The sequence below is a fragment of the Pseudomonas sp. Y39-6 genome (assembly GCF_023651955.1).
Classification (GTDB): domain Bacteria; phylum Pseudomonadota; class Gammaproteobacteria; order Pseudomonadales; family Pseudomonadaceae; genus Aquipseudomonas; species Aquipseudomonas veronii.
The window spans coordinates 1,047,925-1,068,544 of the sequence record NZ_CP069594.1 but is presented as its reverse complement, the minus strand read 5'-3'; the positions used below and the strand labels follow the sequence as shown (position 1 = coordinate 1,068,544).

At 59.8% G+C, this 20,620-nt stretch carries 18 protein-coding genes and 1 pseudogene; 13 read left to right on the top strand and 6 right to left on the bottom strand.

Going from position 1 to position 20,620, the window contains the following annotated elements:
* Positions 1-169 precede the first annotated feature (169 nt).
* The 7 genes from JN756_RS04805 (at position 170) to JN756_RS04775 (ending at position 8,916) form a co-directional block, all read left to right on the top strand.
* Positions 170-1,714 (top strand): ABC transporter substrate-binding protein, encoded by a 1,545-nt coding sequence (locus JN756_RS04805; RefSeq protein WP_371928142.1) that lies wholly within the window; start codon positions 170-172, stop codon positions 1,712-1,714.
* 169 nt (positions 1,715-1,883) lie between these two features.
* Positions 1,884-3,278 (top strand): OprD family outer membrane porin, encoded by a 1,395-nt coding sequence (locus JN756_RS04800; RefSeq protein WP_126587524.1) that lies wholly within the window; start codon positions 1,884-1,886, stop codon positions 3,276-3,278.
* An 80-nt stretch (positions 3,279-3,358) separates the two neighbouring features.
* Positions 3,359-4,957, top strand: coding sequence for an ABC transporter substrate-binding protein (locus JN756_RS04795; RefSeq protein ID WP_177031524.1), 1,599 nt, complete (start codon positions 3,359-3,361; stop codon positions 4,955-4,957).
* 76 nt (positions 4,958-5,033) lie between these two features.
* Entirely contained in the window at positions 5,034-6,044 is a 1,011-nt protein-coding gene (locus JN756_RS04790) for an ABC transporter permease subunit (RefSeq protein WP_201021898.1), read from the top strand.
* Positions 6,045-6,054: 10 nt separating this feature from the next.
* Entirely contained in the window at positions 6,055-6,966 is a 912-nt protein-coding gene (locus JN756_RS04785; protein ID WP_026139829.1) for an ABC transporter permease subunit, read from the top strand.
* A gap of 10 nt (positions 6,967-6,976) precedes the next feature.
* Positions 6,977-7,945 carry an ABC transporter ATP-binding protein gene (locus tag JN756_RS04780; protein WP_046488134.1) on the top strand — a complete coding sequence of 323 codons (969 nt, stop codon included), beginning with the start codon at positions 6,977-6,979 and terminating at the stop codon, positions 7,943-7,945.
* On the top strand, positions 7,945-8,916 hold the full coding sequence (locus JN756_RS04775) for a peptide ABC transporter ATP-binding protein (protein ID WP_201021897.1): 972 nt from the start codon (positions 7,945-7,947) through the stop codon (positions 8,914-8,916). The genes JN756_RS04780 and JN756_RS04775 overlap by 1 nt, the downstream gene beginning before the upstream one ends.
* 173 nt (positions 8,917-9,089) lie before the next feature.
* Here the strand turns inward: JN756_RS04775 and JN756_RS04770 are convergent, their stop codons facing one another.
* Both JN756_RS04770 and JN756_RS04765 read right to left on the bottom strand, forming a co-directional pair.
* Entirely contained in the window at positions 9,090-9,707 is a 618-nt protein-coding gene (locus JN756_RS04770; RefSeq protein WP_108525359.1) for a GAD-like domain-containing protein, read from the bottom strand.
* Between the two features lie 8 nt (positions 9,708-9,715).
* Positions 9,716-11,128, bottom strand: a complete 1,413-nt coding sequence (locus JN756_RS04765) for a DUF6861 domain-containing protein (RefSeq protein WP_236255081.1) — start codon at positions 11,126-11,128, stop codon at positions 9,716-9,718.
* 188 nt (positions 11,129-11,316) lie between these two features.
* On the opposite strand from JN756_RS04765, the pseudogene JN756_RS04760 reads away from it, so the two are divergent.
* Positions 11,317-11,421 (top strand): annotated as a pseudogene (locus tag JN756_RS04760) (dipeptide ABC transporter ATP-binding protein); the annotation flags it as partial.
* Positions 11,422-11,503: 82 nt separating this feature from the next.
* On the opposite strand, the gene JN756_RS04755 reads toward JN756_RS04760, so the two are convergent.
* Positions 11,504-11,770 (bottom strand): hypothetical protein, encoded by a 267-nt coding sequence (locus JN756_RS04755; RefSeq protein ID WP_046488130.1) that lies wholly within the window; start codon positions 11,768-11,770, stop codon positions 11,504-11,506.
* A 233-nt stretch (positions 11,771-12,003) separates the two neighbouring features.
* Complete coding sequence (locus JN756_RS04750) at positions 12,004-13,587, bottom strand: peptide chain release factor 3 (protein ID WP_201021896.1); 1,584 nt, start codon at positions 13,585-13,587, stop codon at positions 12,004-12,006.
* A 331-nt stretch (positions 13,588-13,918) separates the two neighbouring features.
* Here JN756_RS04750 and JN756_RS04745 point away from each other — a divergent pair, with 331 nt between their 5' ends.
* From JN756_RS04745 to JN756_RS04725, 5 genes are all read left to right on the top strand, one after another.
* Positions 13,919-14,635 (top strand): ABC transporter permease, encoded by a 717-nt coding sequence (locus JN756_RS04745; protein ID WP_046384714.1) that lies wholly within the window; start codon positions 13,919-13,921, stop codon positions 14,633-14,635.
* Positions 14,636-14,655: 20 nt separating this feature from the next.
* Positions 14,656-15,549 (top strand): glycine betaine ABC transporter substrate-binding protein, encoded by an 894-nt coding sequence (locus JN756_RS04740; RefSeq protein WP_201021895.1) that lies wholly within the window; start codon positions 14,656-14,658, stop codon positions 15,547-15,549.
* A gap of 11 nt (positions 15,550-15,560) precedes the next feature.
* Complete coding sequence (locus tag JN756_RS04735; protein ID WP_017845447.1) at positions 15,561-16,214, top strand: ABC transporter permease; 654 nt, start codon at positions 15,561-15,563, stop codon at positions 16,212-16,214.
* The gene (locus tag JN756_RS04730) at positions 16,211-17,368 is read left to right on the top strand and encodes an osmoprotectant ABC transporter ATP-binding protein OsmV (protein WP_017845448.1); all 1,158 of its coding nucleotides are present in this window, start codon (positions 16,211-16,213) and stop codon (positions 17,366-17,368) included. Before JN756_RS04735 ends, JN756_RS04730 begins: the two co-directional genes overlap by 4 nt.
* Positions 17,369-17,781: 413 nt before the next feature.
* Complete coding sequence (locus JN756_RS04725; RefSeq protein ID WP_017845449.1) at positions 17,782-18,945, top strand: type III PLP-dependent enzyme; 1,164 nt, start codon at positions 17,782-17,784, stop codon at positions 18,943-18,945.
* A 49-nt stretch (positions 18,946-18,994) separates the two neighbouring features.
* On the opposite strand, the gene JN756_RS04720 is transcribed toward JN756_RS04725, so the two are convergent.
* A complete protein-coding gene (locus JN756_RS04720) occupies positions 18,995-19,744 on the bottom strand; it encodes a tetratricopeptide repeat protein (RefSeq protein WP_017845450.1) in 750 nt (249 codons plus the stop codon).
* Positions 19,745-19,746: 2 nt separating this feature from the next.
* A complete protein-coding gene (locus JN756_RS04715; RefSeq protein WP_017845451.1) occupies positions 19,747-20,427 on the bottom strand; it encodes a Fe2+-dependent dioxygenase in 681 nt (226 codons plus the stop codon).
* Positions 20,428-20,620: the final 193 nt, after the last annotated feature.

The following is a 20,620-nucleotide window of genomic DNA, read 5'->3' as shown; positions in this document are numbered from 1 at the left end:
GCTCCAATCTGATGGGCACTTGCTGTGCGTGGAATCAGTGATGTCCCCCTGGCCGTATGCCGGGGGGATTGCTCGCTGATGACAACTACAAACAAGGATCGGGATCGTCATGCGCCATACCACCGTTCTATCCGCAATTTTTGGCACCAGCCTGCTGGCTGTGGCCACGATGGGCCACGCCGCCGAAAAAAAGAGCCTGGTGTTTTGCTCTGAAGGCAGCCCGGCGGGCTTTGACACCGCGCAGTACACCACCGCCACCGACAACGATGCGGCCGAGCCGCTGTACAACCGCCTGGTTGAGTTTGAAAAGGGCGCGACCAGCGTCGTACCGGGGCTGGCAACCAAGTGGGATATTTCGCCAGATGGCCTGACCTACACCTTCCACCTGCGCGAAGGGGTGAAATTCCACAGCAATAAAGAGTTCAAGCCCACGCGGGACTTCAACGCCGACGACGTGTTGTTCACTTTCAACCGCATGCTTGACCCCGACCATCCATTTCGCAAGGCCTACCCCACCGAGTTTCCGTACTTCAACGGGATGAGCCTGAACAAGAACATCGCCAAGGTCGAGAAAACCGACCCGCACACCGTGGTGATGACACTGAACACGGTCGACGCGGCGTTCGTGCAAAATATCGCCATGAGCTTTGCCTCCATTCTGTCGGCCGAATACGCCGAGCAGTTGCTCAAGCAGGGCAAGCCCAGCGACATCAACCAGAAGCCGATCGGCACTGGCCCGTTCGTCTTCCAGCGCTACCAGAAAGACTCGCAGATCCGTTACGCCGGCAACAAACAGTACTGGGACCCGAGCCGGGTCAAGCTCGACCAGTTGATCTTCGCCATCAACACCGACGCGTCGGTGCGCGTGCAAAAGCTCAAGGCCGGCGAATGCCAGATCACCCTGCATCCGCGTCCGGCGGATGTCGACGCTCTCAAGGCCGACCCCAAGCTGCAACTGCTGACCAAGCCAGGTTTCAACCTCGGCTACATCGCCTACAACGTGCGCCACAAACCGTTCGACCAGCTCGAAGTGCGCCAGGCGCTGGACATGGCGGTGAACAAGCAGAGCATCCTCAACGCCGTGTACCAGGGCGCGGGGCAACTGGCGGTCAACGCCATGCCACCGACGCAGTGGTCTTACGACGACAGCATCAAAGACGCCGCCTACAACCCGGAAAAAGCCAAGGAACTGCTCAAGGCCGCCGGCGTGAAGGAAGGCACCGAGATCACCCTGTGGGCGATGCCGGTACAACGGCCGTACAACCCCAACGCCAAGCTGATGGCCGAGATGCTGCAGAACGACTGGGCCAAGATCGGCCTCAAGGTCAAGATCGTCAGCTACGAGTGGGGCGAGTACATCAAGCGCACCAAGAACGGTGAGCACGATATCAGCCTGATCGGCTGGACCGGCGACAACGGCGACCCGGACAACTGGTTGGGCACCCTCTACAGCTGCGACGCCATCGGCGGGAACAACTACTCCATGTGGTGCGACCCGGCATACGACAAGCTGATCAAGCAAGCCAAGGTCGTCACCGACCGCGAACAACGGACTGTTCTGTACAAACAGGCACAGCAACTGCTCAAAGCGCAGGTGCCGATCACGCCAGTCGCCCACTCGACGGTCAACCAACCGTTAAGCGCCAAAGTCGAAGGTTTCCAAGTGAGCCCCTTCGGCCGCAACGTGTTCTCGGGCGTCAGTATCACCCCATAAGAAAATAACCGGATTGCGGGGAGTGGATAACACTCTCCGGCAAACTTGCAGCCTTCTGTTGGGAAATTTCCTACAGCAAACGTTTGCAAATGCTTGAACGAGTTACACACCAATAGCCGGATCACCTAAAAGACCGGCATAAAAAAAGAGAACCAAAGGAGCTTCACCCATGAAACTGAGCAGCACAGCGCTTCTGGCCCTGGCCATCAGCAGCATCACGGCGACCGCTTACGCGGAAACCCAGAGCCAGGACTTCGTTCCTACCACACTGGCCGGCACCAGCGCTCAAAGCGAAGCCAAGGGTTTTATCGAGGACTTCAGCCTGGGCGGCACCACGCGTAACTGGTACTCCCATGAAAGCAAGTACCGTGGGGGCACCTTCGAGTACAAGAAGCACGGCGAAACCCGCACCGACCGCAATCGTACCAACTGGGTACAGGGCACCATCCTCAACGCCAGCTCGGGTTTCACCCAGGGTACCGTGGGCGTCAAGACCGAATTGGCGGTCTACAACGCACTGGTCCTGGACCGCAGCAAGCGTGACATCAAGGGCGGCTCCAACCGTACCCTGGCCGACTCCAACGGCGATGCAGTCGACCAGTGGAGCAAACTGGGCCTGGCCAACGTGCAGTTCCGCGTCTCCAACACCACCCTGACCGCCGGTCGCCAGAACTTCAGCAGCGGCATCGTCGATACCATCGGCAACCGTGCGCTGCCTTCGAGCTTCGAAGGGGTGAGTTTCAACAGCGAAGAGTTCAGTAACCTGTCGTTCCAGGGCGGCGTGTTCGACCGCGTTTCGCCACGTACCGAACAGAGCCTGTCGAAATTCCGCAGTGAATACGGCAACGGCGCTGAAACCGACAAGGTGTCGACCCTGGGCCTGAACTACCAACCGCTGAAAAGCCTGAAAACCAGCATCTTCGCCGCCAACGTCAAAGACTTCTGGAACCAGTACTACTTCGGCGCGACCCATGAACTGGGCGATAGCTCGGTATTGGGCCTGACCACCGGCCTGAACTACTACAAGACCGTCGACGAAGGCAAAAAGTTGATGGGCGAAATCGACAACGACACCTACTCGCTGTCGCTCGGCCTGACCCACCAGGCGCACAGCCTGACCTTCGCGTACCAGGAAGTGAACGGTAACGAGTACTTCGACTACCTGCACGAAACCAACGGCATCTACCTGGCCAACTCCCTGACCTCGGACTTCAACGGCCCGAACGAAAAGTCCTTCCAGATCGCCTACGCCATCAACATGGCCGAATACGGCGTGCCAGGCCTGAAGTTCAACGCTTACTCGGCGCGCGGCTGGGGCATCGACGGCACCCACTACACCGGCAACGGTGGTCGGGCCAAGTTCGCCTATGACGGCATCCAGAGCCAAGACGGCGAAAAACACCAGGAATACGGTGTAGGCGCCTCTTACGCAATCCAGAGCGGCCCACTCAAAGCCACGGCCATTCGTGCGACCTACGTTGAGCACCGTGGCAGTGAGTTCCAGTCCGACGGCAGCATCAAAGAGTTCCGTTTGGTCACCACCATCCCGTTCAACATCCTTTAATCAGCGCCAGGTAGACGGCGGGCTCAGGACGAGCCCGCCCTCTACGCTTGTCTGGTCCCATCGATTGCAGAGGGCTCCGAATGAACATGCTCCCGTTACAAGCCGCCATTGCCGCTGCGCTGTTAAGCGTGGCGGTCGGCATTTCGGCCAAACCGCTGGTGGTCTGCACCGAAGCCAGCCCGGAAGGTTTCGATCCGGTCCTGTACACCACGGCCGTCACCGCCGACGCCGCCGCCGAAACTATGTTCAACCGCCTAGTGGACTTCAAGCCCGGCACCACCGAAGTGGTCCCCGCGCTGGCCAAAGACCTCCCGCAAATCAGCGCCGACGGCCTGACCTACACCTTCCACCTGCGTGACGACATCAAGTTCCACACCACCGACTATTTCAAACCCACGCGCAACCTGAACGCCGACGACGTGCTTTGGAGCTTCCAGCGCCAGCTGGACCCGAAACACCCGTGGCACACCAAGTCCAACGTGGGCTACCCGTACTTCGAAAGCATGGGCTTCAAGGAACTGCTCAAGAGCGTCGAGAAGACCGACGATCACACCGTGGTCTTCACCCTGACCCGTCCGGAAGCACCGTTCCTGGCCGACCTGGCCATGGCGTTTTCGTCGATCCACTCGGCCGAATACGCCGACCAGTTGCTCAAGTCCGGCAAGACCGATGACCTCAACGCCAAGCCGGTCGGCACCGGCCCGTTCATCTTCACCCGCTACGCCAAGGACGCCCAGGTGCGCTTCAAGGCCAACCCGGACTACTTCCGCGGCAAGCCGCCAGCCGACCCGCTGATCCTGGCGATCACCACCGACAACAACGTGCGCCTGCAGAAGCTCAAGGCCAACGAATGCCAGATCGCGCTGTATCCGAAGCCCGACGACATCCCGAGCATCAAGAAAGACCCGAACCTGAAAGTCGATGAACTGGCGGCCATGACCACCAGCTACACTGCCTTGAACACCACCCACAAATACATGAGCGACGCGCGGGTGCGTCACGCGATCAACATCGCGTTCGACAAGGCCGGCTACACTGAGGCCCTGTACGGCAAAGGCAACGCAGTTGTCGGCACCGGTCCGTATCCGCCGACTTTGCTGGGTTTCAACAACACGTTGAAAAACCCGCCACGCGACCTCGACAAGGCCCGCGCCCTGCTCAAGGAAGCCGGCGTGCCGGAGGGCACCGAGTTCACCCTGTTCACCCGTAACGGCGGCGGCCCGACCAACCCCAACCCGATGCTCGGCGCCCAGCGCATGCAAGCGGACCTGGCCCAGATCGGCCTGAAGGTCAACATCAAGGTGATGGAGTGGGGCGAGATGCTCAAACGCGCCAAAGCGGGCGAGCACGACATGGTCTCTGCAGGCTGGGCCGGCGATAACGGTGACCCGGACAACTTCCTCACCCCGAACCTGAGTTGCGATGCGGCCAAGAACGGCGAAAACTACGCCCGTTGGTGTAATAAAGAATTTCAGGACCTGATCGACAAGGCGCGCGCCATCGCTGAACCCACCCAGCGCGCTGCACTCTATGAACAAGCACTGGACGTCTTTGGCAAGGATCAACCGTGGATCCCCATGGCTTATCCGAAAATGTTCACCGCCATGCGCAAAAACGTCGAGGGTTATACCCAAAGCCCACTGACGACCAATAACTTCGCCACCACCCAGGTGAAGTAAATAAGAAGAACGCTCGACACCGTCGACGTTGACGGTGTCGAACCTGCCTAACCGGCTGATTGAGGTACACCACAAGATGTTTAGTTTTATTGCCCGCCGATTGGGGTTATTGATCCCCACCTTCTTCGGCATCACGTTGCTGACGTTTGCGTTGATCCGCATGATTCCAGGCGACCCCGTAGAAGTCATGATGGGCGAACGCCGGGTCGACCCCGAGATGCACGCACAGGCAATGGAACGCCTTGGCCTTAACAAGCCGTTGTATGCGCAGTACCTGGACTACATCGGCAAGCTGGCCCAAGGCGACCTTGGCGAATCCCTGCGCACGCGCACCAGCGTGTGGACCGAGTTCACCGCACTCTTCCCGGCGACCCTGGAGCTGTCCATGGCCGCCCTGTTGTTCGCCGGTATCCTGGGCCTGTTGGCGGGGGTGATCGCGGCCTTGAAGCGAGGATCGCTGTTCGACCATGGGGTGATGGGCACCTCCCTCGCGGGCTATTCGATGCCGATCTTCTGGTGGGGCCTGATCCTGATCATGTTCTTCTCGGTGAGCCTGGGCTGGACCCCGGTTTCCGGGCGTATCGACCTGCTCTACGACATCGAGCCGCGCACCGGCTTCATGCTGATCGACACCCTGCTGGCCAACGAGCCAGATGCGTTCTGGGACGCCCTGCACCACCTGATCCTGCCGGCCATCGTGCTCGGCACCATCCCGCTGGCGGTGATTGCGCGGATGACCCGTTCGTCGATGCTCGAAGTGTTGCGCGAAGACTACATCCGCACCGCCAAGGCCAAAGGCCTGTCGCCGGCGCGTGTGGTGTTCGTGCATGGCCTGCGGAATGCGCTGATCCCGGTGCTCACCGTGGTCGGCCTGCAAGTCGGCACCCTGCTGGCCGGTGCGGTATTGACCGAAACCATCTTCTCGTGGCCCGGCATCGGCAAATGGCTGATCGAAGCCATTGGCGCGCGGGACTACCCGGTGGTGCAAAACGGCATCCTGCTGATCGCCTGCCTGGTGATCCTGGTGAATTTCGTGGTGGATATCCTCTACGGCTTCGTCAACCCACGCATCCGTCACCAGCGCTGAGATCATGACCATGACCACACCTACTCCAGTGTCAGCAGTCGATCAGAGCCTGCTGTACCCGTCGCCGTACAAAGAATTCTGGCAAGCCTTCTCCAAGAACAAAGGCGCGGTTGCCGGCCTGCTGTTCATGTTGCTGATCGTGTTCTGCGCGCTGTTCGCCCCGTGGGTGGCGCCGCATAACCCCAGCGAACAATATCGCGACTTCCTGCTGACCCCGCCGTCGTGGCTGGAAGGCGGGCAGATCCAGTTCCTGCTCGGCACCGACGAACTCGGCCGTGACTTGCTCTCGCGCTTGATCCAAGGCTCGCGCCTGTCGCTGCTGATCGGTTTGTCGTCGGTGGTGATGTCGCTGATTCCGGGCATCCTGCTCGGGCTGTTCGCCGGGTTCTTCCCGCGCCTGCTCGGCCCGACCATCATGCGCCTGATGGACATCATGCTGGCCCTGCCATCGCTGCTGCTGGCCGTTGCCATTGTCGCGATCCTCGGCCCTGGCCTGATCAACACGGTGATCGCCATCGCCATCGTGTCGCTGCCGTCCTACGTGCGTCTGACCCGCGCTGCGGTGATGGGCGAACTGAACCGCGACTACGTGACCGCCGCCCGCCTCGCCGGTGCCGGCCTGCCGCGCCTGATGTTCATCACCGTGCTGCCCAACTGCATGGCGCCGCTGATCGTGCAGGCGACCTTGAGTTTCTCTTCGGCGATCCTCGATGCCGCCGCGCTGGGCTTCCTCGGCCTGGGCGTACAACCGCCAACGCCGGAGTGGGGCACCATGCTGGCTTCGGCCCGTGACTACATCGAACGCGCCTGGTGGGTCGTGAGCCTGCCGGGTCTGACCATTTTGCTCAGCGTGCTGGCAATCAACCTGATGGGCGACGGCCTGCGCGACGCGCTGGACCCGAAACTCAAGAACGCCGCCTGAGGAGATTCCCATGTCACTGTTAGAAATCAAGAATCTCAACGTGCGCTTCGGCGACAAGACCGCCGTGCCGGTGGTCGATGGCCTCGACATTTGCGTCGACAAAGGCGAAGTCCTGGCGATCGTGGGCGAGTCGGGCTCGGGTAAATCCGTGACCATGATGGCGCTGATGGGCCTGATCGAACACCCCGGCATCGTCACCGCCGACGCCTTGAACTTCGACGGCAAGGACATGCTCAAGCTGAGCAACCGCCAGCGTCGGCAGATCGTCGGCAAAGACCTGGCGATGGTGTTCCAGGACCCGATGACCGCGCTGAACCCCAGCTACACCGTGGGTTTCCAGATCGAAGAAGTGCTGCGCCTGCACCTGAAGATGTCCGGCAAGCAAGCGCGCAAGCGTGCCATCGAACTGCTGGAAAAAGTCGAGATCCCCGGCGCCGCCAGCCGGATGGATGCCTACCCGCACCAACTGTCCGGCGGTATGAGCCAACGCGTGGCCATCGCCATGGCGATTGCCGGCGAGCCGAAGTTGCTGATCGCCGACGAACCGACCACCGCCTTGGACGTGACCATCCAGGCCCAGATCATGGACCTGCTGCTGGCCCTGCAGAAAGAGCAGAACATGGGCCTGGTGCTGATCACCCACGACCTCGCGGTCGTCGCGGAAACCGCCCAGCGCGTGTGTGTGATGTATGCCGGCCAAGCCGTGGAAGTCGGCCAGGTGCCGCAACTGTTCGACATTCCGGCGCATCCTTACAGCGAAGCACTGCTCAAGGCGATTCCGGAACACAGCCTCGGTGCCGCGCGCCTGGCCACGCTGCCCGGCATCGTGCCCGGCCGTTATGACCGCCCGCAAGGCTGCCTGCTGTCGCCGCGTTGCCCCTACGTGCAAGACAGCTGCCGCCAGACCCGCCCGGGCCTGGACCCTAAATCGAACAGCCTCGCGCGCTGCTTCTACCCCTTGAACCAGGAGGTGGCGTAATGGCCGTCGTTCTTACCGCCCGCGACCTGACCCGTCACTACGAAGTGTCCCGAGGCCTGTTCAAGGGCCACGCCACCGTGCGCGCCCTCAATGGCGTGTCCTTCGAACTGGAAGCCGGCAAGACCCTCGCCGTGGTGGGCGAGTCGGGCTGCGGCAAATCCACCCTGGCCCGTGCGCTGACGCTGATTGAAGAGCCGTCGTCGGGCTCGTTGAAAATCGCCGGCCAGGAAGTCGCCGGCGCCGACAAGGCGCAGCGCAAGCAATTGCGCAAAGACGTGCAGATGGTATTCCAGAGCCCGTATGCCTCGTTGAACCCACGGCAGAAAGTCGGCGATCAACTGGCTGAACCGCTGCTGATCAACACCCACCTGTCCGCCGCCGAACGCCGCGAAAAGGTCCAGGCGATGATGAAGCAGGTGGGCCTGCGCCCTGAGCACTATCAGCGCTACCCGCACATGTTCTCCGGCGGCCAGCGCCAACGGATCGCCCTGGCCCGGGCGATGATGCTGCAACCCAAAGTGCTGGTGGCGGATGAGCCGACCTCGGCACTGGACGTGTCGATCCAGGCCCAGGTGCTCAACCTGTTCATGGACCTGCAGCAGGAATTCAACACCGCCTACGTGTTCATTTCCCACAACCTTGCGGTGGTGCAACACGTCGCCGACGACGTGATGGTGATGTACCTCGGGCGCCCGGTGGAAGTCGGCCCCAAGGACGACATCTACGCGCGCCCCCTGCACCCGTACACCCAGGCGCTGCTGTCGGCCACACCGACCATCCACCCGGACCCGAACAAGCCGAAGATCAAAATCGTCGGCGAGCTGCCCAACCCGCTGAACCCGCCGTCCGGCTGCGCTTTCCACAAGCGCTGCCCGTATGCGACGGCGCGGTGCAGCAGCGAGGAGCCGCAGTTGCGGGAGTTGGATAACCGCCAGGTGGCTTGCCACTATGCGGAGCAGTTCGTCGCCTGAAACGAGCGTCGCACTCCCCTGTGGGGGGCGCGGTGACACAGCGTTCTACAGCCCTTCCCGTCAGGTTGCGCATCAGCCTGGCGGGAGGGGCTTTTTTTGCCTGTGAGACCAAAAGTGCCACTTCTGAAATTGACGATACATCCTGTGCACTGGATGTATCTGAAACGGCATAGCTATATGTTGGGAGCTATCAGTTCTTCTAACTCAGACACCTGAGATAGAAAAGTCAGATATTCAACAGCGCCAACTTTTTCTATCCCCGCAAGTGTACGTTGACCGCCTAATGCAAGAGCGGGCGTGAATCCGTACATTTCGCCTTCATGCAATCTGCCCAATTTATTTTTTGCGACAGCAAACAAATTCTCATAGTCGTTACTTTTAACCGTCAAGCCACTAAAAAAACACCGCACCCCAAAGTCAAGCTGATCGCCTGTAAACATTGACTCTCGACAAATGTAATAAGCATCTACCGAAGATATTTTTAGAGAGTATCCTGACTGCTCCCCCCACAAATACAAAGTGCCAAAAGCACTTCGAGCAATGACATGGTACACATCGGTGCCCCATAGCTTTGTTCCTTTAAGCCATTCACTGACAATAGATTCATACTCTTGTGGATTTACGCTCCAGAAAATACCGCCTGCATACCCACACCACCCATAGACTTCCCAATAGGTTAATAGCTGGTCAGGCAATTTCCCCCTATACTGCTCGATGGTCGAGGAGGAAACGGACCTTCGATCAAAACCGGGACCGAAAGTACTTAGAAAAAAATCGAAATCTTCGTCCATAAAATCACCTATTTACACCGTTTCAACTGGGTATTGATTTTTGTACGCTCCTGCTCCATCTGAGCAATACTACCCGCAACCTTATCCAACTCATAAACCCTACTTCGCCATTGAGCACCAATACTTGAATTTACTTGCCGATCGCCAAACCCACCAATAACATCCTTGCCACCTGAATAAAGATCCGGATTATGAAGAGCGGCTAATTTTTTCATTTTTTCGCTCGCCACTTCTGATGCCTTTGACATAGCGCTAGCGGGTGAAAGACCTTCCGAGCGAAATTTCTCGAATAGTTGACTTTGAACATTATTTTGAAGGTCTATACGGGCCTCTTTGGCGACTCTTGGATCACGTACACTAAGCCGATCTTTGAACGCCTCCCGCGTTTTAAGATATTCCGCCACCGTCAGATTGTTAAGCCCTTTTTCTTGTCCTGCCAATTGCCGATCAAACTCCGGAATCTTTGAAGAAGGCATATTGGCGGCGCTAAAGCAGGGTACTTTGACGAGCGGCATGACCTTGGGTTTAGGTGATGGCTGATCGGTATTCGCGCGCCGAGAAGGCGTCGACTGCTCCGGTGTCCCCAATACCCCCTTACGTGGCTCCCGCGGCTGTAAGTCTGGATGCTGTTTCAATCGTTCTTCATGCTTGAGCATCCATTGCGCTAATCGGCCTCCTCGACGGCTATTGCTCATTTGGCTGGCGAGTAGTGTGGCCTCGCCCCGTCCTCGGGTCAGATAGGCGACAATCGCGCTCAAGAGCAAAAGAATGACGGCGGTGTGGGCACTGGCAATTTCTGTAGAAGCATGATGCACACTGCCGTATTCGCACCCCGGCCCCATGCCTCCCAACACACCAGTTGCCGGCGCTCGAGAACCTTCCCAAGCGATTTTGATGCCTCGCAAGTACTGCTCAATGATGGTGGGCAGACCCTCTAGAAAAAACTCGGCGATGGATTGAAGTCCAAGAATCGCCAGTATCCAAGTGCCCGCCTGTGCGCCAAGGCTAGCCCCGACTATCGCACCAGGGAGCGCACCTGCGCCAAAACCCAGTGCTCCAATCCCGCCGCCGATAGCCGCTCCGGTTAATGCAGCGCCAACCAGGATCATTGCCATATCGGTCACAGTGCTGATCAGGTCGTCAATAACGGCATTTAAATCGATATCGGCGAAGCGATCGTGCAAGTTCCGCACTGTCTTTGTACGGGCGAGAAAGAACGCTCGGTCAACGAATTTGAGGCGTTGCGGGATAAGCCGTGGATTGAACGCGTGTTGCTCATAGTTCCCGCAGAATGGTGCTTGGGCAGAGTGCTGAGTTTGTAGGTGGCTGGGGAAGGGGCTAAGAAGGTGGTTTTCAATCTGTTTCCATGACGGTACGTAATGCCAACCATCCATTTTTCTTGCTCCCCAATCTGCCTGCATGGGTATAACCCGTTGCTTTTCAGGGGAGGCTAACGAGCTAGTACGAGCAATTGTGGGGATGTCTTAAATCAGGAACGGTCCGACTTCTTTCTGGAAAAAACTTACAGAAATTACTATCCACCATCCACGAGTAACGGAAAAAGGCCCGCGCCTTGATGCTACAACCGAAAGTGCTGGTGGCGGATGAACCGACCATCCACCCGGACCCGAACAAGCCGAAGATCAAGATCATCGGCGAACTGCCCAACCCGCTGAACCCGCCGTCCGGCTGCGCTTTCCACAAGCGCTCCCCTGTGGGGGCGCGGTGACACAGCGTTCTACAGCCCTTCCCGTCAGGTTGCGCATCAACCTGGCGGGAGGGGCTTTTTGCAGGGTCTACGTCTGGCTATCGCCTTCATCATCCGGGTTGTCATCGCCCGGTTCGTCGGTGGTGGAGTCGTCATCGCCCTTGCTGCCGCCCTGGTCCTCATCGCCGGGCTCCGCTTCAGACTTGGCCAGTTGCAGGCCCTTGGCCTGCCCACTCTGCAGCGCAGACACCGCCGCCCCGCTCTGCACCGGGTTATGTGCCCAGGCCGTCGACATTCCCAATGACAACAGCACCAGCACCTTCAGTAACAGCACGACTCGTTGAACAATACTCATGGTTGATCCCCTCCAGTCAGTAGGTGAATCCCGCACGACCGCTGTTTAGCGCCGCCAGCGTTGAAGCTAGTCCCGATGCCGGGTTCTCGCCAATCCCCACATCGGGTGGAGATCAAAAAATCTGAGGGGAGCAAGTCGAACCGTCGCACCGCCTCTCCCACCTCTGGTTTTGCAGCGCCCATGAAAAAGGGCGAAGCCATGACAGCTTCGCCCTCTTGTTCACCGCTCAGAGCTTAATGGTGCTCGCGAGTAGCCCGGAATTTCACATCCGGCCAGCGCTCTTCCATCAGCGCCAAATTGACCCGGGTCGGCGCCAGGTAGGTCAGGTGACCGCCGCCGTCGACCGCGAGGTTTTCCACGGCTTTGTTGGAGAACTCTTCCAACTTCTTCTTATCGCTGCACTCGATCCAGCGCGCGGAGTACACGGTGATCGGCTCGTAGGAGCATTCGACCTTGTATTCCTCTTTCAGGCGGCTGGCGACCACATCGAACTGCAGCACACCGACGGCGCCGAGGATGATGTCGTTGCTGCGCTCGGGGAAGAACACCTGGGTCGCGCCCTCTTCCGCCAGTTGCTGCAAGCCTTGGCGCAGTTGCTTGGATTTCAGCGGGTCGCGCAGGCGCACGCGGCGGAACAGTTCCGGGGCGAAGTGCGGGATGCCGGTGAAGCCCAGCGTTTCGCCTTCGGTGAAGGTGTCGCCGATCTGGATGGTGCCGTGGTTGTGCAAGCCGATGATGTCGCCGGCGTAGGCTTCTTCGAGCTGTTCACGCTCGGAGGAGAAGAACGTCAGGGCATCGCCGATTCGCACGTCCTTGCCGGTGCGAACGTGGCGCATCTTCATGCCTTTTTCGTACCTGCCGGAGCAGATTCGCATAAAGGCGATACGGTCGCGGTGTTTGGGGTCCATGTTCGCCTGGATCTTGAACACGAAGCCCGAGAATTTCTCTTCCACCGGCTCCACGGTGCGCTCGTTGGCGATCCGGGCCAGCGGGCGCGGGGCCCAGTCCACCACGGCGTCGAGCACGTGGTCGACACCGAAGTTGCCCAATGCGGTACCGAAGAACACCGGGGTCAGTTGGCCGTCGAGGAATTCCTGCTGGTTGAACTCGTGGCAGGCGCCCTGTACCAGTTCCAGCTGGTCGACGAAGCGGTCGTACTCATCGCCCAAGTGGGCGCGGGCTTCGTCGGAGTCGAGCTTCTCGATGATTTTCACATCGGTGCGTTCGTGACCGTGGCCGGCGGTGTAGACAATGATGTAGTCGTCGGCCAGGTGGTACACGCCCTTGAAGTCGCGGTAGCAACCGATCGGCCAGGTGATCGGCGCCGCCTTGATCTTCAGCACTGCTTCGATTTCGTCGAGCAGCTCGATCGGATCGCGGATGTCGCGGTCGAGTTTGTTGATAAAGCTGACGATCGGCGTGTCGCGCAGGCGGCAGACGTCCATCAACGCAATCGTGCGCGGCTCGACGCCCTTACCGCCGTCGAGGACCATCAAGGCCGAGTCCACCGCGGTCAGGGTGCGGTAGGTGTCTTCGGAGAAGTCTTCGTGGCCCGGGGTGTCGAGCAGGTTGATCATGTGATCGCGATACGGGAACTGCATGACCGACGTGGTAATGGAAATACCCCGTTGCTTTTCCATTTCCATCCAGTCGGAGGTGGCATGGCGGTCGGATTTGCGGGATTTCACCGTGCCGGCCACTGCGATCGCCTTGCCCATCAGCAAGAGCTTCTCGGTGATGGTGGTTTTACCGGCATCGGGGTGGGAAATAATGGCGAAAGTGCGGCGTTTCGCGACTTCGGCGGCCTGGTGGGTCATGGGAAATCGCCTGGCAGGTGAGTCAAAAAAGGGCGGCGAGTATAGCGCAAACCCAGGGTGCCGGACCACCGTTCACCCGGTTGGGGGTGGCTAAATACTGCCAAGTATGGAACCTTTTAAAAGGTAGAGACGTCCACTCCCCTGCAACCGCACTCGAAACAGGGGCTGAAAAATCAGCAAGTTAGCCTGACGAGGCTGCGCTCATGGCTTGACCTCATGCCGCTTTTGCCGGCATGGGCGAGCTGCTTTTCGCGACCACATTCAACGGCAGCCAGCAGTGGCATGCCACGCAGGAATGTGTTCGCCGACAGAAGAAAAAAGGAGTCCGCCTGTGGCTATTCGCTATGGCAAAGGGCTGATAGGAGGAGCGGTTGTCGTCGCTCTCCTGGCCCTGCTGATCCACTGGATCGGCATCAACACCATCGAACTGTACCGCGACGATTTGTTGTTTTACCTGCAAGCTCACCTGATTCTCGTCCTAGTCTCCATGCTGGCCGCCCTGATTGTGGGCCTCCCCGCCGGTATCCTGCTCAGCCGCCCGAACATGGTCGGGCGCGCCGAACGCTTCATGCAGATCTTCAACATCGGCAACACCGTCCCTCCCCTGGCCGTACTGGCCATCGCCCTCGGCGTCCTCGGCATCGGCAGCGGCCCGGCGATCTTCGCGCTGTTCCTCGCTTCATTGCTGCCCATCGTGCGCAACACCTACGAAGGCCTGAAAAACGTCCAGGGCTCGCTGAAAGAAGCCGCCACCGGCATCGGCATGACCCCGCGCCAGGTGCTGTTTCGCGTCGAGTTGCCGAACGCCGTGCCGATCATCATCGGCGGCGTGCGCGTGGCCCTGGCGATCAACGTCGGCACCGCGCCGCTGGCATTCCTGATCGGCGCCAACAGCCTGGGCAGCCTGATCTTCCCCGGCATCGCCCTGAACAATCAGCCGCAATTGCTGCTCGGCGCCGCGTGTACCGCGCTGTTGGCCCTGCTGCTCGACGGTCTGGTGACCATGGGCAGCCGCCTCTGGCTGGAACGCGGAGTGCGTGCGTCTTAAGGCTCGGCAAAGGAATTCACATGAAAAAACTGACATTGATATTGAGCTGCGTCCTGCTGTTTGCAGGGTTTGCGCAAGCCGCTGAAAAACCGGTCATCCGCATCGGCGCACGGGTGTTCACTGAACAAACCCTGCTCGCCGAAATCACTTCCCAGTACCTGCGCACCAAGGGTTACGACACCCGCGTGACCGGCGGCCTGGGCAGCAACCTGGCGCGCAGTGCCCAGGAAAGCGGGCAACTGGACCTGATCTGGGAATACACCGGCGTGTCGCTGGTGGCCTACAACCATGTGGACGAGAAGCTCGACAGCGAACAGTCCTACGCTCGGGTAAAAGAACTCGACGCGAAAAAAGGCCTGGTCTGGCTGTCGCCATCGAAATTCAGCAACACCTACGCGCTGGCATTGCCTGAGAACGTGGCCCAGGAATTCCCGCAGATCAACACGATCAGCGATCTGACCCAAGCCCTCGCGGAAAAAACCAAGGCCACGCGCCTGGTGGCCCTGGACACCGAATTTGCCAACCGTTCCGACGGCATGGGCGGCATGGTCAAGCTCTACGACATGAACCTGACCCGCAAAAACACCCGGCAGATGGACGCCGGGCTGGTCTACACCGCGTTGCGTAACGGCCAGGTGTTTGCCGGTCTGGTCTACACCACCGACGGTCGCCTGAATGCCTTCAAATTGAAGCTGCTCGAAGACGACAAGCACTACTTCCCGGACTACACCGCCGCGCCGGTGGTGCGTCAGGTTTATCTCGACGCCCATCCTGAACTGGCCGCCGATCTGAAGCCGCTGGCTGCCCTGTTCGACGACGCAACCATGCGCCAGCTGAACGCGCGGGTCGACGTCGACCATGAAAGCCCATCCGCCGTCGCCGCCGCTTTCCTGCGCCAGCATCCACTCAACTAAGAGGAGAAGACATGGAATTTTTAAACGCCTTTTCCCATCTTGATTGGGCCCAAGTCCTGCACCTGACCTGGCAGCACATCACCCTGGTCGGCATTGCCGTGATCCTCGCGATTGTCGTCGGCGTGCCCCTCGGCGTGCTGATGACCCGCTTCCCGAGCCTGGCCGGCCCGCTGCAAGCCAGCGCCACTGTGCTGCTGACCGTGCCGTCCATCGCTCTGTTTGGCCTGCTGCTGCCGTTCTACTCCAAATTCGGCCAGGGCCTGGGGCCAATGCCGGCGATCACCGCCGTGTTCCTCTACTCCCTGCTGCCGATCATGCGTAACACCTACCTGGCCCTGACCGGCGTGGAACCGGGCATCCGCGAAGCCGCCAAAGGCATCGGCATGACCTTCGGCCAGCGCCTGCGCATGGTCGAACTGCCCATCGCCGTACCGGTGATCCTCGCCGGTGTACGCACCGCCGTGGTGATGAACATCGGCGTGATGACCATCGCCGCCACCATCGGCGCCGGCGGCCTGGGTGTACTTATTCTGGCTTCCATCAGCCGCAGCGACATGTCGATGCTGATCGTCGGCGCCGTGCTGGTCAGTCTCCTGGCCATCTTCGCCGACCTGCTTCTGCAATGGCTGCAACGCTCGCTGACTCCAAAAGGACTGCTCAAATGATCGAACTTCAACACCTGACCAAGACTTTCCAAAGCAACGGCAAGACTGTCTCCGCCGTGAACGACGTAAGCCTGACCGTCAACGAAGGCGAGATTTGCGTATTCCTCGGCCCCTCGGGCTGCGGCAAGAGCACCACGCTGAAAATGATCAACCGCCTGATCAAGCCCACATCGGGCAAGATCCTGATCAACGGCGAAGACACCACCGACCTCGACGAAGTGACCCTGCGTCGCAACATCGGCTACGTGATCCAGCAGATCGGCCTGTTCCCGAACATGACCATCGAGGAAAACATCGTGGTCGTGCCCAAGTTGCTGGGCTGGGACAAGCAGAAATGCCACGACCGCGCCCGCGAGTTGATGAGCATGATCAAGCTCGAGCCCAAACAGTACCTGCACCGCTACCCGCGTGAGCTGTCCGGTGGCCAGCAACAGCGCATCGGCGTGATCCGGGCGCTGGCGGCGGATGCACCGTTGCTGCTGATGGATGAGCCGTTCGGCGCGGTCGACCCGATCAACCGCGAGATGATCCAGAACGAGTTCTTCGAAATGCAGCGCGCGCTGAACAAGACCGTGATCATGGTCAGCCACGACATCGACGAAGCCATCAAGCTGGGCGACAAGATCGCCATCTTCCGCGCCGGCAAACTGCTGCAGATCGACCACCCGGACACCCTGCTGGCGCACCCGGCGGATGAGTTCGTCAGCAACTTCGTCGGCCAGGACAGCACCCTCAAGCGTCTGCTGCTGGTAAAAGCCGAAGACGCGGCAGACAACGCCCCGTCGGTCAGCCCGGAAACCCCGGTGGCCGATGCCCTGGAGCTGATGGACGAACTCGACCGCCGCTATGTGGTGGTCACCTGCGCCGACAACAAGGCGCTGGGCTATGTGCGCCGTCGCGACCTGCACCGTCAGACCGGCACTTGCGGTCAATACCTGCGCGAATTCAACGCCACGGCCGCGTATGACGAGCACTTGCGCATCCTGTTGTCGCGCATGTACGAGTTCAACCGTTCGTGGTTGCCGGTGATGGACGCCGAGCGGGTGTTTTTGGGTGAAGTGACCCAGGAATCGATTGCCGAGTACCTGAGCTCCGGCAAGTCGCGTGGGGGCAAGACCAGTATCGTTTCGCCCGCCGAGACCGCCCTGGCCTGATCTGACACAACACGCTTAAAACTGTGAGAGGGGGCTTGCCCCCTCCCACATTTGGTCCGTGGTGTGTCAGGGAAATCCCCCTGATTATCCGCCTGCGGGGAACATCAATCCGTCACACCGGTCGGTTACATAAGTAGCTGCACCCGGTCCCGCGACGAACGCGTGCAAAAACGCGACATTTTTAGTTGATCTCAAGCCCCTCACGCCCTAAAGTTCGCGCCGAACGTCCATGCTGGAAACGATCCATCCGGCTCAAGTACTGACGACGAGACAGCAAGGCCAAGGGAAGCTTATCCCATGGCCTTTTTGCTTTCGGCGACATGCCTTGGGAAGTAGGCGAACCAAAGTGGGGATACGGAGGACGTTCATTTGCACCCATTGATCAATTTAGTTTGCCTTTAGGAGTTCCCAGCATGTCGATCAACGTCGAAGATTATTTCGCGCGCGCCACTTTTGACAAAATGAAGGCGTTCGCCGACAAGCAAGAAACCCCGTTCGTGGTGATCGACACCGCGATGATCAGCCAGGCCTACGATGACCTGCGCGCCGGTTTCGAATTCGCCAAAATCTATTACGCAGTCAAGGCCAACCCGGCCGTCGAGATCATCGACCTGTTGAAAGACAAGGGGTCGAGCTTCGACATCGCCTCGATCTACGAGCTGGACAAGGTCATGGCCCGCGGCGTCAGCCCCGACCGTATCAGCTACGGCAACACCATCAAGAAATCCAAGGACATCCGCTACTTCTACGAGAAGGGCGTGCGCCTGTTCTCCACCGACTCCGAAGCCGACCTGCGCAACATCGCCAAGGCCGCGCCGGGCTCGAAAATCTATGTGCGTATCCTCACCGAAGGCTCGACCACGGCTGACTGGCCTCTATCGCGCAAATTCGGCTGCCAGACCGACATGGCCATGGACCTGCTGATCCTCGCCCGCGACCTGGGCCTGGTGCCGTATGGCCTCTCGTTCCACGTCGGCTCGCAACAGCGCGACATCAGCGTGTGGGACGCGGCGATCGCCAAGGTCAAAGTGATCTTCGAGCGCCTGAAGGAAGAAGACGGCATCCACCTCAAGCTGATCAACATGGGCGGCGGCTTCCCGGCCAACTACATCACCCGCACCAACAGCCTGGAAACCTATGCCGAGGAAATCATCCGTTTCCTCAAGGAAGACTTCGGCGACGACCTGCCGGAAATCATCCTGGAACCGGGCCGTTCGTTGATCGCCAACGCCGGCATCCTGGTCAGCGAAGTGGTGCTGGTGGCACGTAAATCGCGCACCGCCGTCGAGCGCTGGGTGTACACGGACGTGGGCAAGTTCTCCGGCCTGATCGAAACCATGGACGAAGCCATCAAGTTCCCGATCTGGACCGAGAAGAAAGGCGAGATGGAAGAAGTGGTGATCGCCGGTCCTACCTGCGACAGCGCCGACATCATGTACGAAAACTACAAGTACGGCCTGCCGTTGAACCTGGCGATCGGTGATCGGTTGTACTGGTTGTCGACCGGCGCGTACACCACCAGCTACAGCGCGGTTGAGTTCAATGGCTTTCCGCCGTTGAAGTCGTATTACGTGTAAGACGACGGCGAACAAAAAACCCATGACCTGTCATGGGTTTTTTTATCGCTCAGAAACAGGTCATGGCATGTTGCTCATAGGCATCGGCCATCGCCCGAATCCGCGGATCATTCGCCTGCGCCAGCGCCTTGTGCGCCACCCGCAAAAACTTCAGATTGCCGCCGGCCAAGGCCTTGCGCAACCACGCCAGCGCCGCCTCGATCTGGCCGCTGTCGGCCAGCACCGCCGCGTAACTGAACTGCCCACGGAAATCCCCGGCTTCGGCTGAGCGTCGATACCACGCCACGGCAGCGTCCGGATCCCTCGGGCAAAACCGGCCCTCTTCCAGATAGCGCCCCAACAGGTTCATCGACTTGGCGTGGCCCTGCTCCGCCGCCTGGCGATAGCACCTCAGTGCATGCGCCTGGTCCTCGGCGACACCGCGACCGGTGGCCAGCAGGTTGGCGTAGTTGTATTGCCCCCAGTCCAACCCGGCTTCGGCCGCCAGCCGATAGTCCCGCGCCGCCGCCGCTTCGTCGGCGACGCAGCCCCAGCCATGCTCGCGGCAACGCCCCAGCATATTGCGCGCCATCAGGTGCCCGCCCTGCGCCGCGATCTGGAACCAGCGCAGTGCCAGCGCTTCATCGCGCTCGATGCCGCGCCCTTCCAGCAGGATCTGCCCGAGCAAGGCCTGGGCATCCACCACGCCCTCCCTGGCCGCGATCAGGATCGCCTGGGCCGCGCGCACTGGCGAGTCGTCGAGCATGCGCTGCAACTGCTCGACGTTGAGCACTTCTTCACGGCGCAATAAAAAACCCATGCTCAGACCTCGACCCAGCGACGCAACAGGTTGTGGTAAGTGCCAGTGAGCTGGATCAACGCCGGGTGGTCCGGGACCGCCGCGGTCAGTTGCTGGATCGCACCGTCCATCTCGAACAGCAGGGTGCGCTGGCTGTCTTCGCGCACCAGGCTTTGGGTCCAGAAAAACGAGGCGTAGCGCGCACCACGGGTCACGGCGTTGACTTTATGCAGGCTGGAGCCGGGGTACAGCACCATATCGCCGGCGGGCAGCTTGACCCGTTGCACGCCGAAGGTGTCCTGGATCTCCAGTTCGCCGCCGTCATAGTCCTCCGGGTCGCTGAAGAACAGCGTGGACGACAGATCGGTACGCACCCGCTCCTGGCTGCCCTTGGGCTGGCGCACGGCATTGTCGATATGAAAGTCGAAACTGCCCCCGGCCGTGTAGCAGTTGAGCAGCGGCGGGAAGACTTTGTGCGGTAACGCCGCCGACATAAACAACGGGTTTTGCCACAACCGCTCCAGCATCGCCGTACCGATTTCCTTGGCCAGCGGGTGGCCTTCGGGCAATTGCAGGTTGTGCTTGGCCTTGGCGGACTGGTGCCCGGCGGTGATTCTACCGTCGGCCCAGTCGGCGGTTTCCAGGGCTTGGCGAATGCGCTGCACTTCCTCACGAGAGAACAGGCCGGGAATATGCAGCAACATGAGCACTACCTGAGAGCGGAAAGACGTTAATGGTATTGATTCTTATCCTCTCTGTAAAACCCGAAGACGAACGAGATCGTAAAAACCGTAAGGAAAAAGTGTAAAGAATGTAAATTAGCTACGAATAGCAATAAGTCGCAATTGATACAAAGTCTTGTTCAGCCTATATTCCGCGGCCTCACATCCTTGGGGA

Coding starts and splice junctions, on each gene's coding strand:
- JN756_RS04805 (WP_371928142.1), top strand. CDS start 170: ATGGGCCACGCCGCCGAAAAAAAGAGCCTGGTGTTTTGCTCTGAAGGC.
- JN756_RS04800 (WP_126587524.1), top strand. CDS start 1,884: ATGAAACTGAGCAGCACAGCGCTTCTGGCCCTGGCCATCAGCAGCATC.
- JN756_RS04795 (WP_177031524.1), top strand. CDS start 3,359: ATGAACATGCTCCCGTTACAAGCCGCCATTGCCGCTGCGCTGTTAAGC.
- JN756_RS04790 (WP_201021898.1), top strand. CDS start 5,034: ATGTTTAGTTTTATTGCCCGCCGATTGGGGTTATTGATCCCCACCTTC.
- JN756_RS04785 (WP_026139829.1), top strand. CDS start 6,055: ATGACCACACCTACTCCAGTGTCAGCAGTCGATCAGAGCCTGCTGTAC.
- JN756_RS04780 (WP_046488134.1), top strand. CDS start 6,977: ATGTCACTGTTAGAAATCAAGAATCTCAACGTGCGCTTCGGCGACAAG.
- JN756_RS04775 (WP_201021897.1), top strand. CDS start 7,945: ATGGCCGTCGTTCTTACCGCCCGCGACCTGACCCGTCACTACGAAGTG.
- JN756_RS04770 (WP_108525359.1), bottom strand. CDS start 9,707: ATGGACGAAGATTTCGATTTTTTTCTAAGTACTTTCGGTCCCGGTTTT.
- JN756_RS04765 (WP_236255081.1), bottom strand. CDS start 11,128: ATGCAGGCAGATTGGGGAGCAAGAAAAATGGATGGTTGGCATTACGTA.
- JN756_RS04755 (WP_046488130.1), bottom strand. CDS start 11,770: ATGAGTATTGTTCAACGAGTCGTGCTGTTACTGAAGGTGCTGGTGCTG.
- JN756_RS04750 (WP_201021896.1), bottom strand. CDS start 13,587: ATGACCCACCAGGCCGCCGAAGTCGCGAAACGCCGCACTTTCGCCATT.
- JN756_RS04740 (WP_201021895.1), top strand. CDS start 14,656: ATGAAAAAACTGACATTGATATTGAGCTGCGTCCTGCTGTTTGCAGGG.
- JN756_RS04735 (WP_017845447.1), top strand. CDS start 15,561: ATGGAATTTTTAAACGCCTTTTCCCATCTTGATTGGGCCCAAGTCCTG.
- JN756_RS04730 (WP_017845448.1), top strand. CDS start 16,211: ATGATCGAACTTCAACACCTGACCAAGACTTTCCAAAGCAACGGCAAG.
- JN756_RS04725 (WP_017845449.1), top strand. CDS start 17,782: ATGTCGATCAACGTCGAAGATTATTTCGCGCGCGCCACTTTTGACAAA.
- JN756_RS04720 (WP_017845450.1), bottom strand. CDS start 19,744: ATGGGTTTTTTATTGCGCCGTGAAGAAGTGCTCAACGTCGAGCAGTTG.
- JN756_RS04715 (WP_017845451.1), bottom strand. CDS start 20,427: ATGTTGCTGCATATTCCCGGCCTGTTCTCTCGTGAGGAAGTGCAGCGC.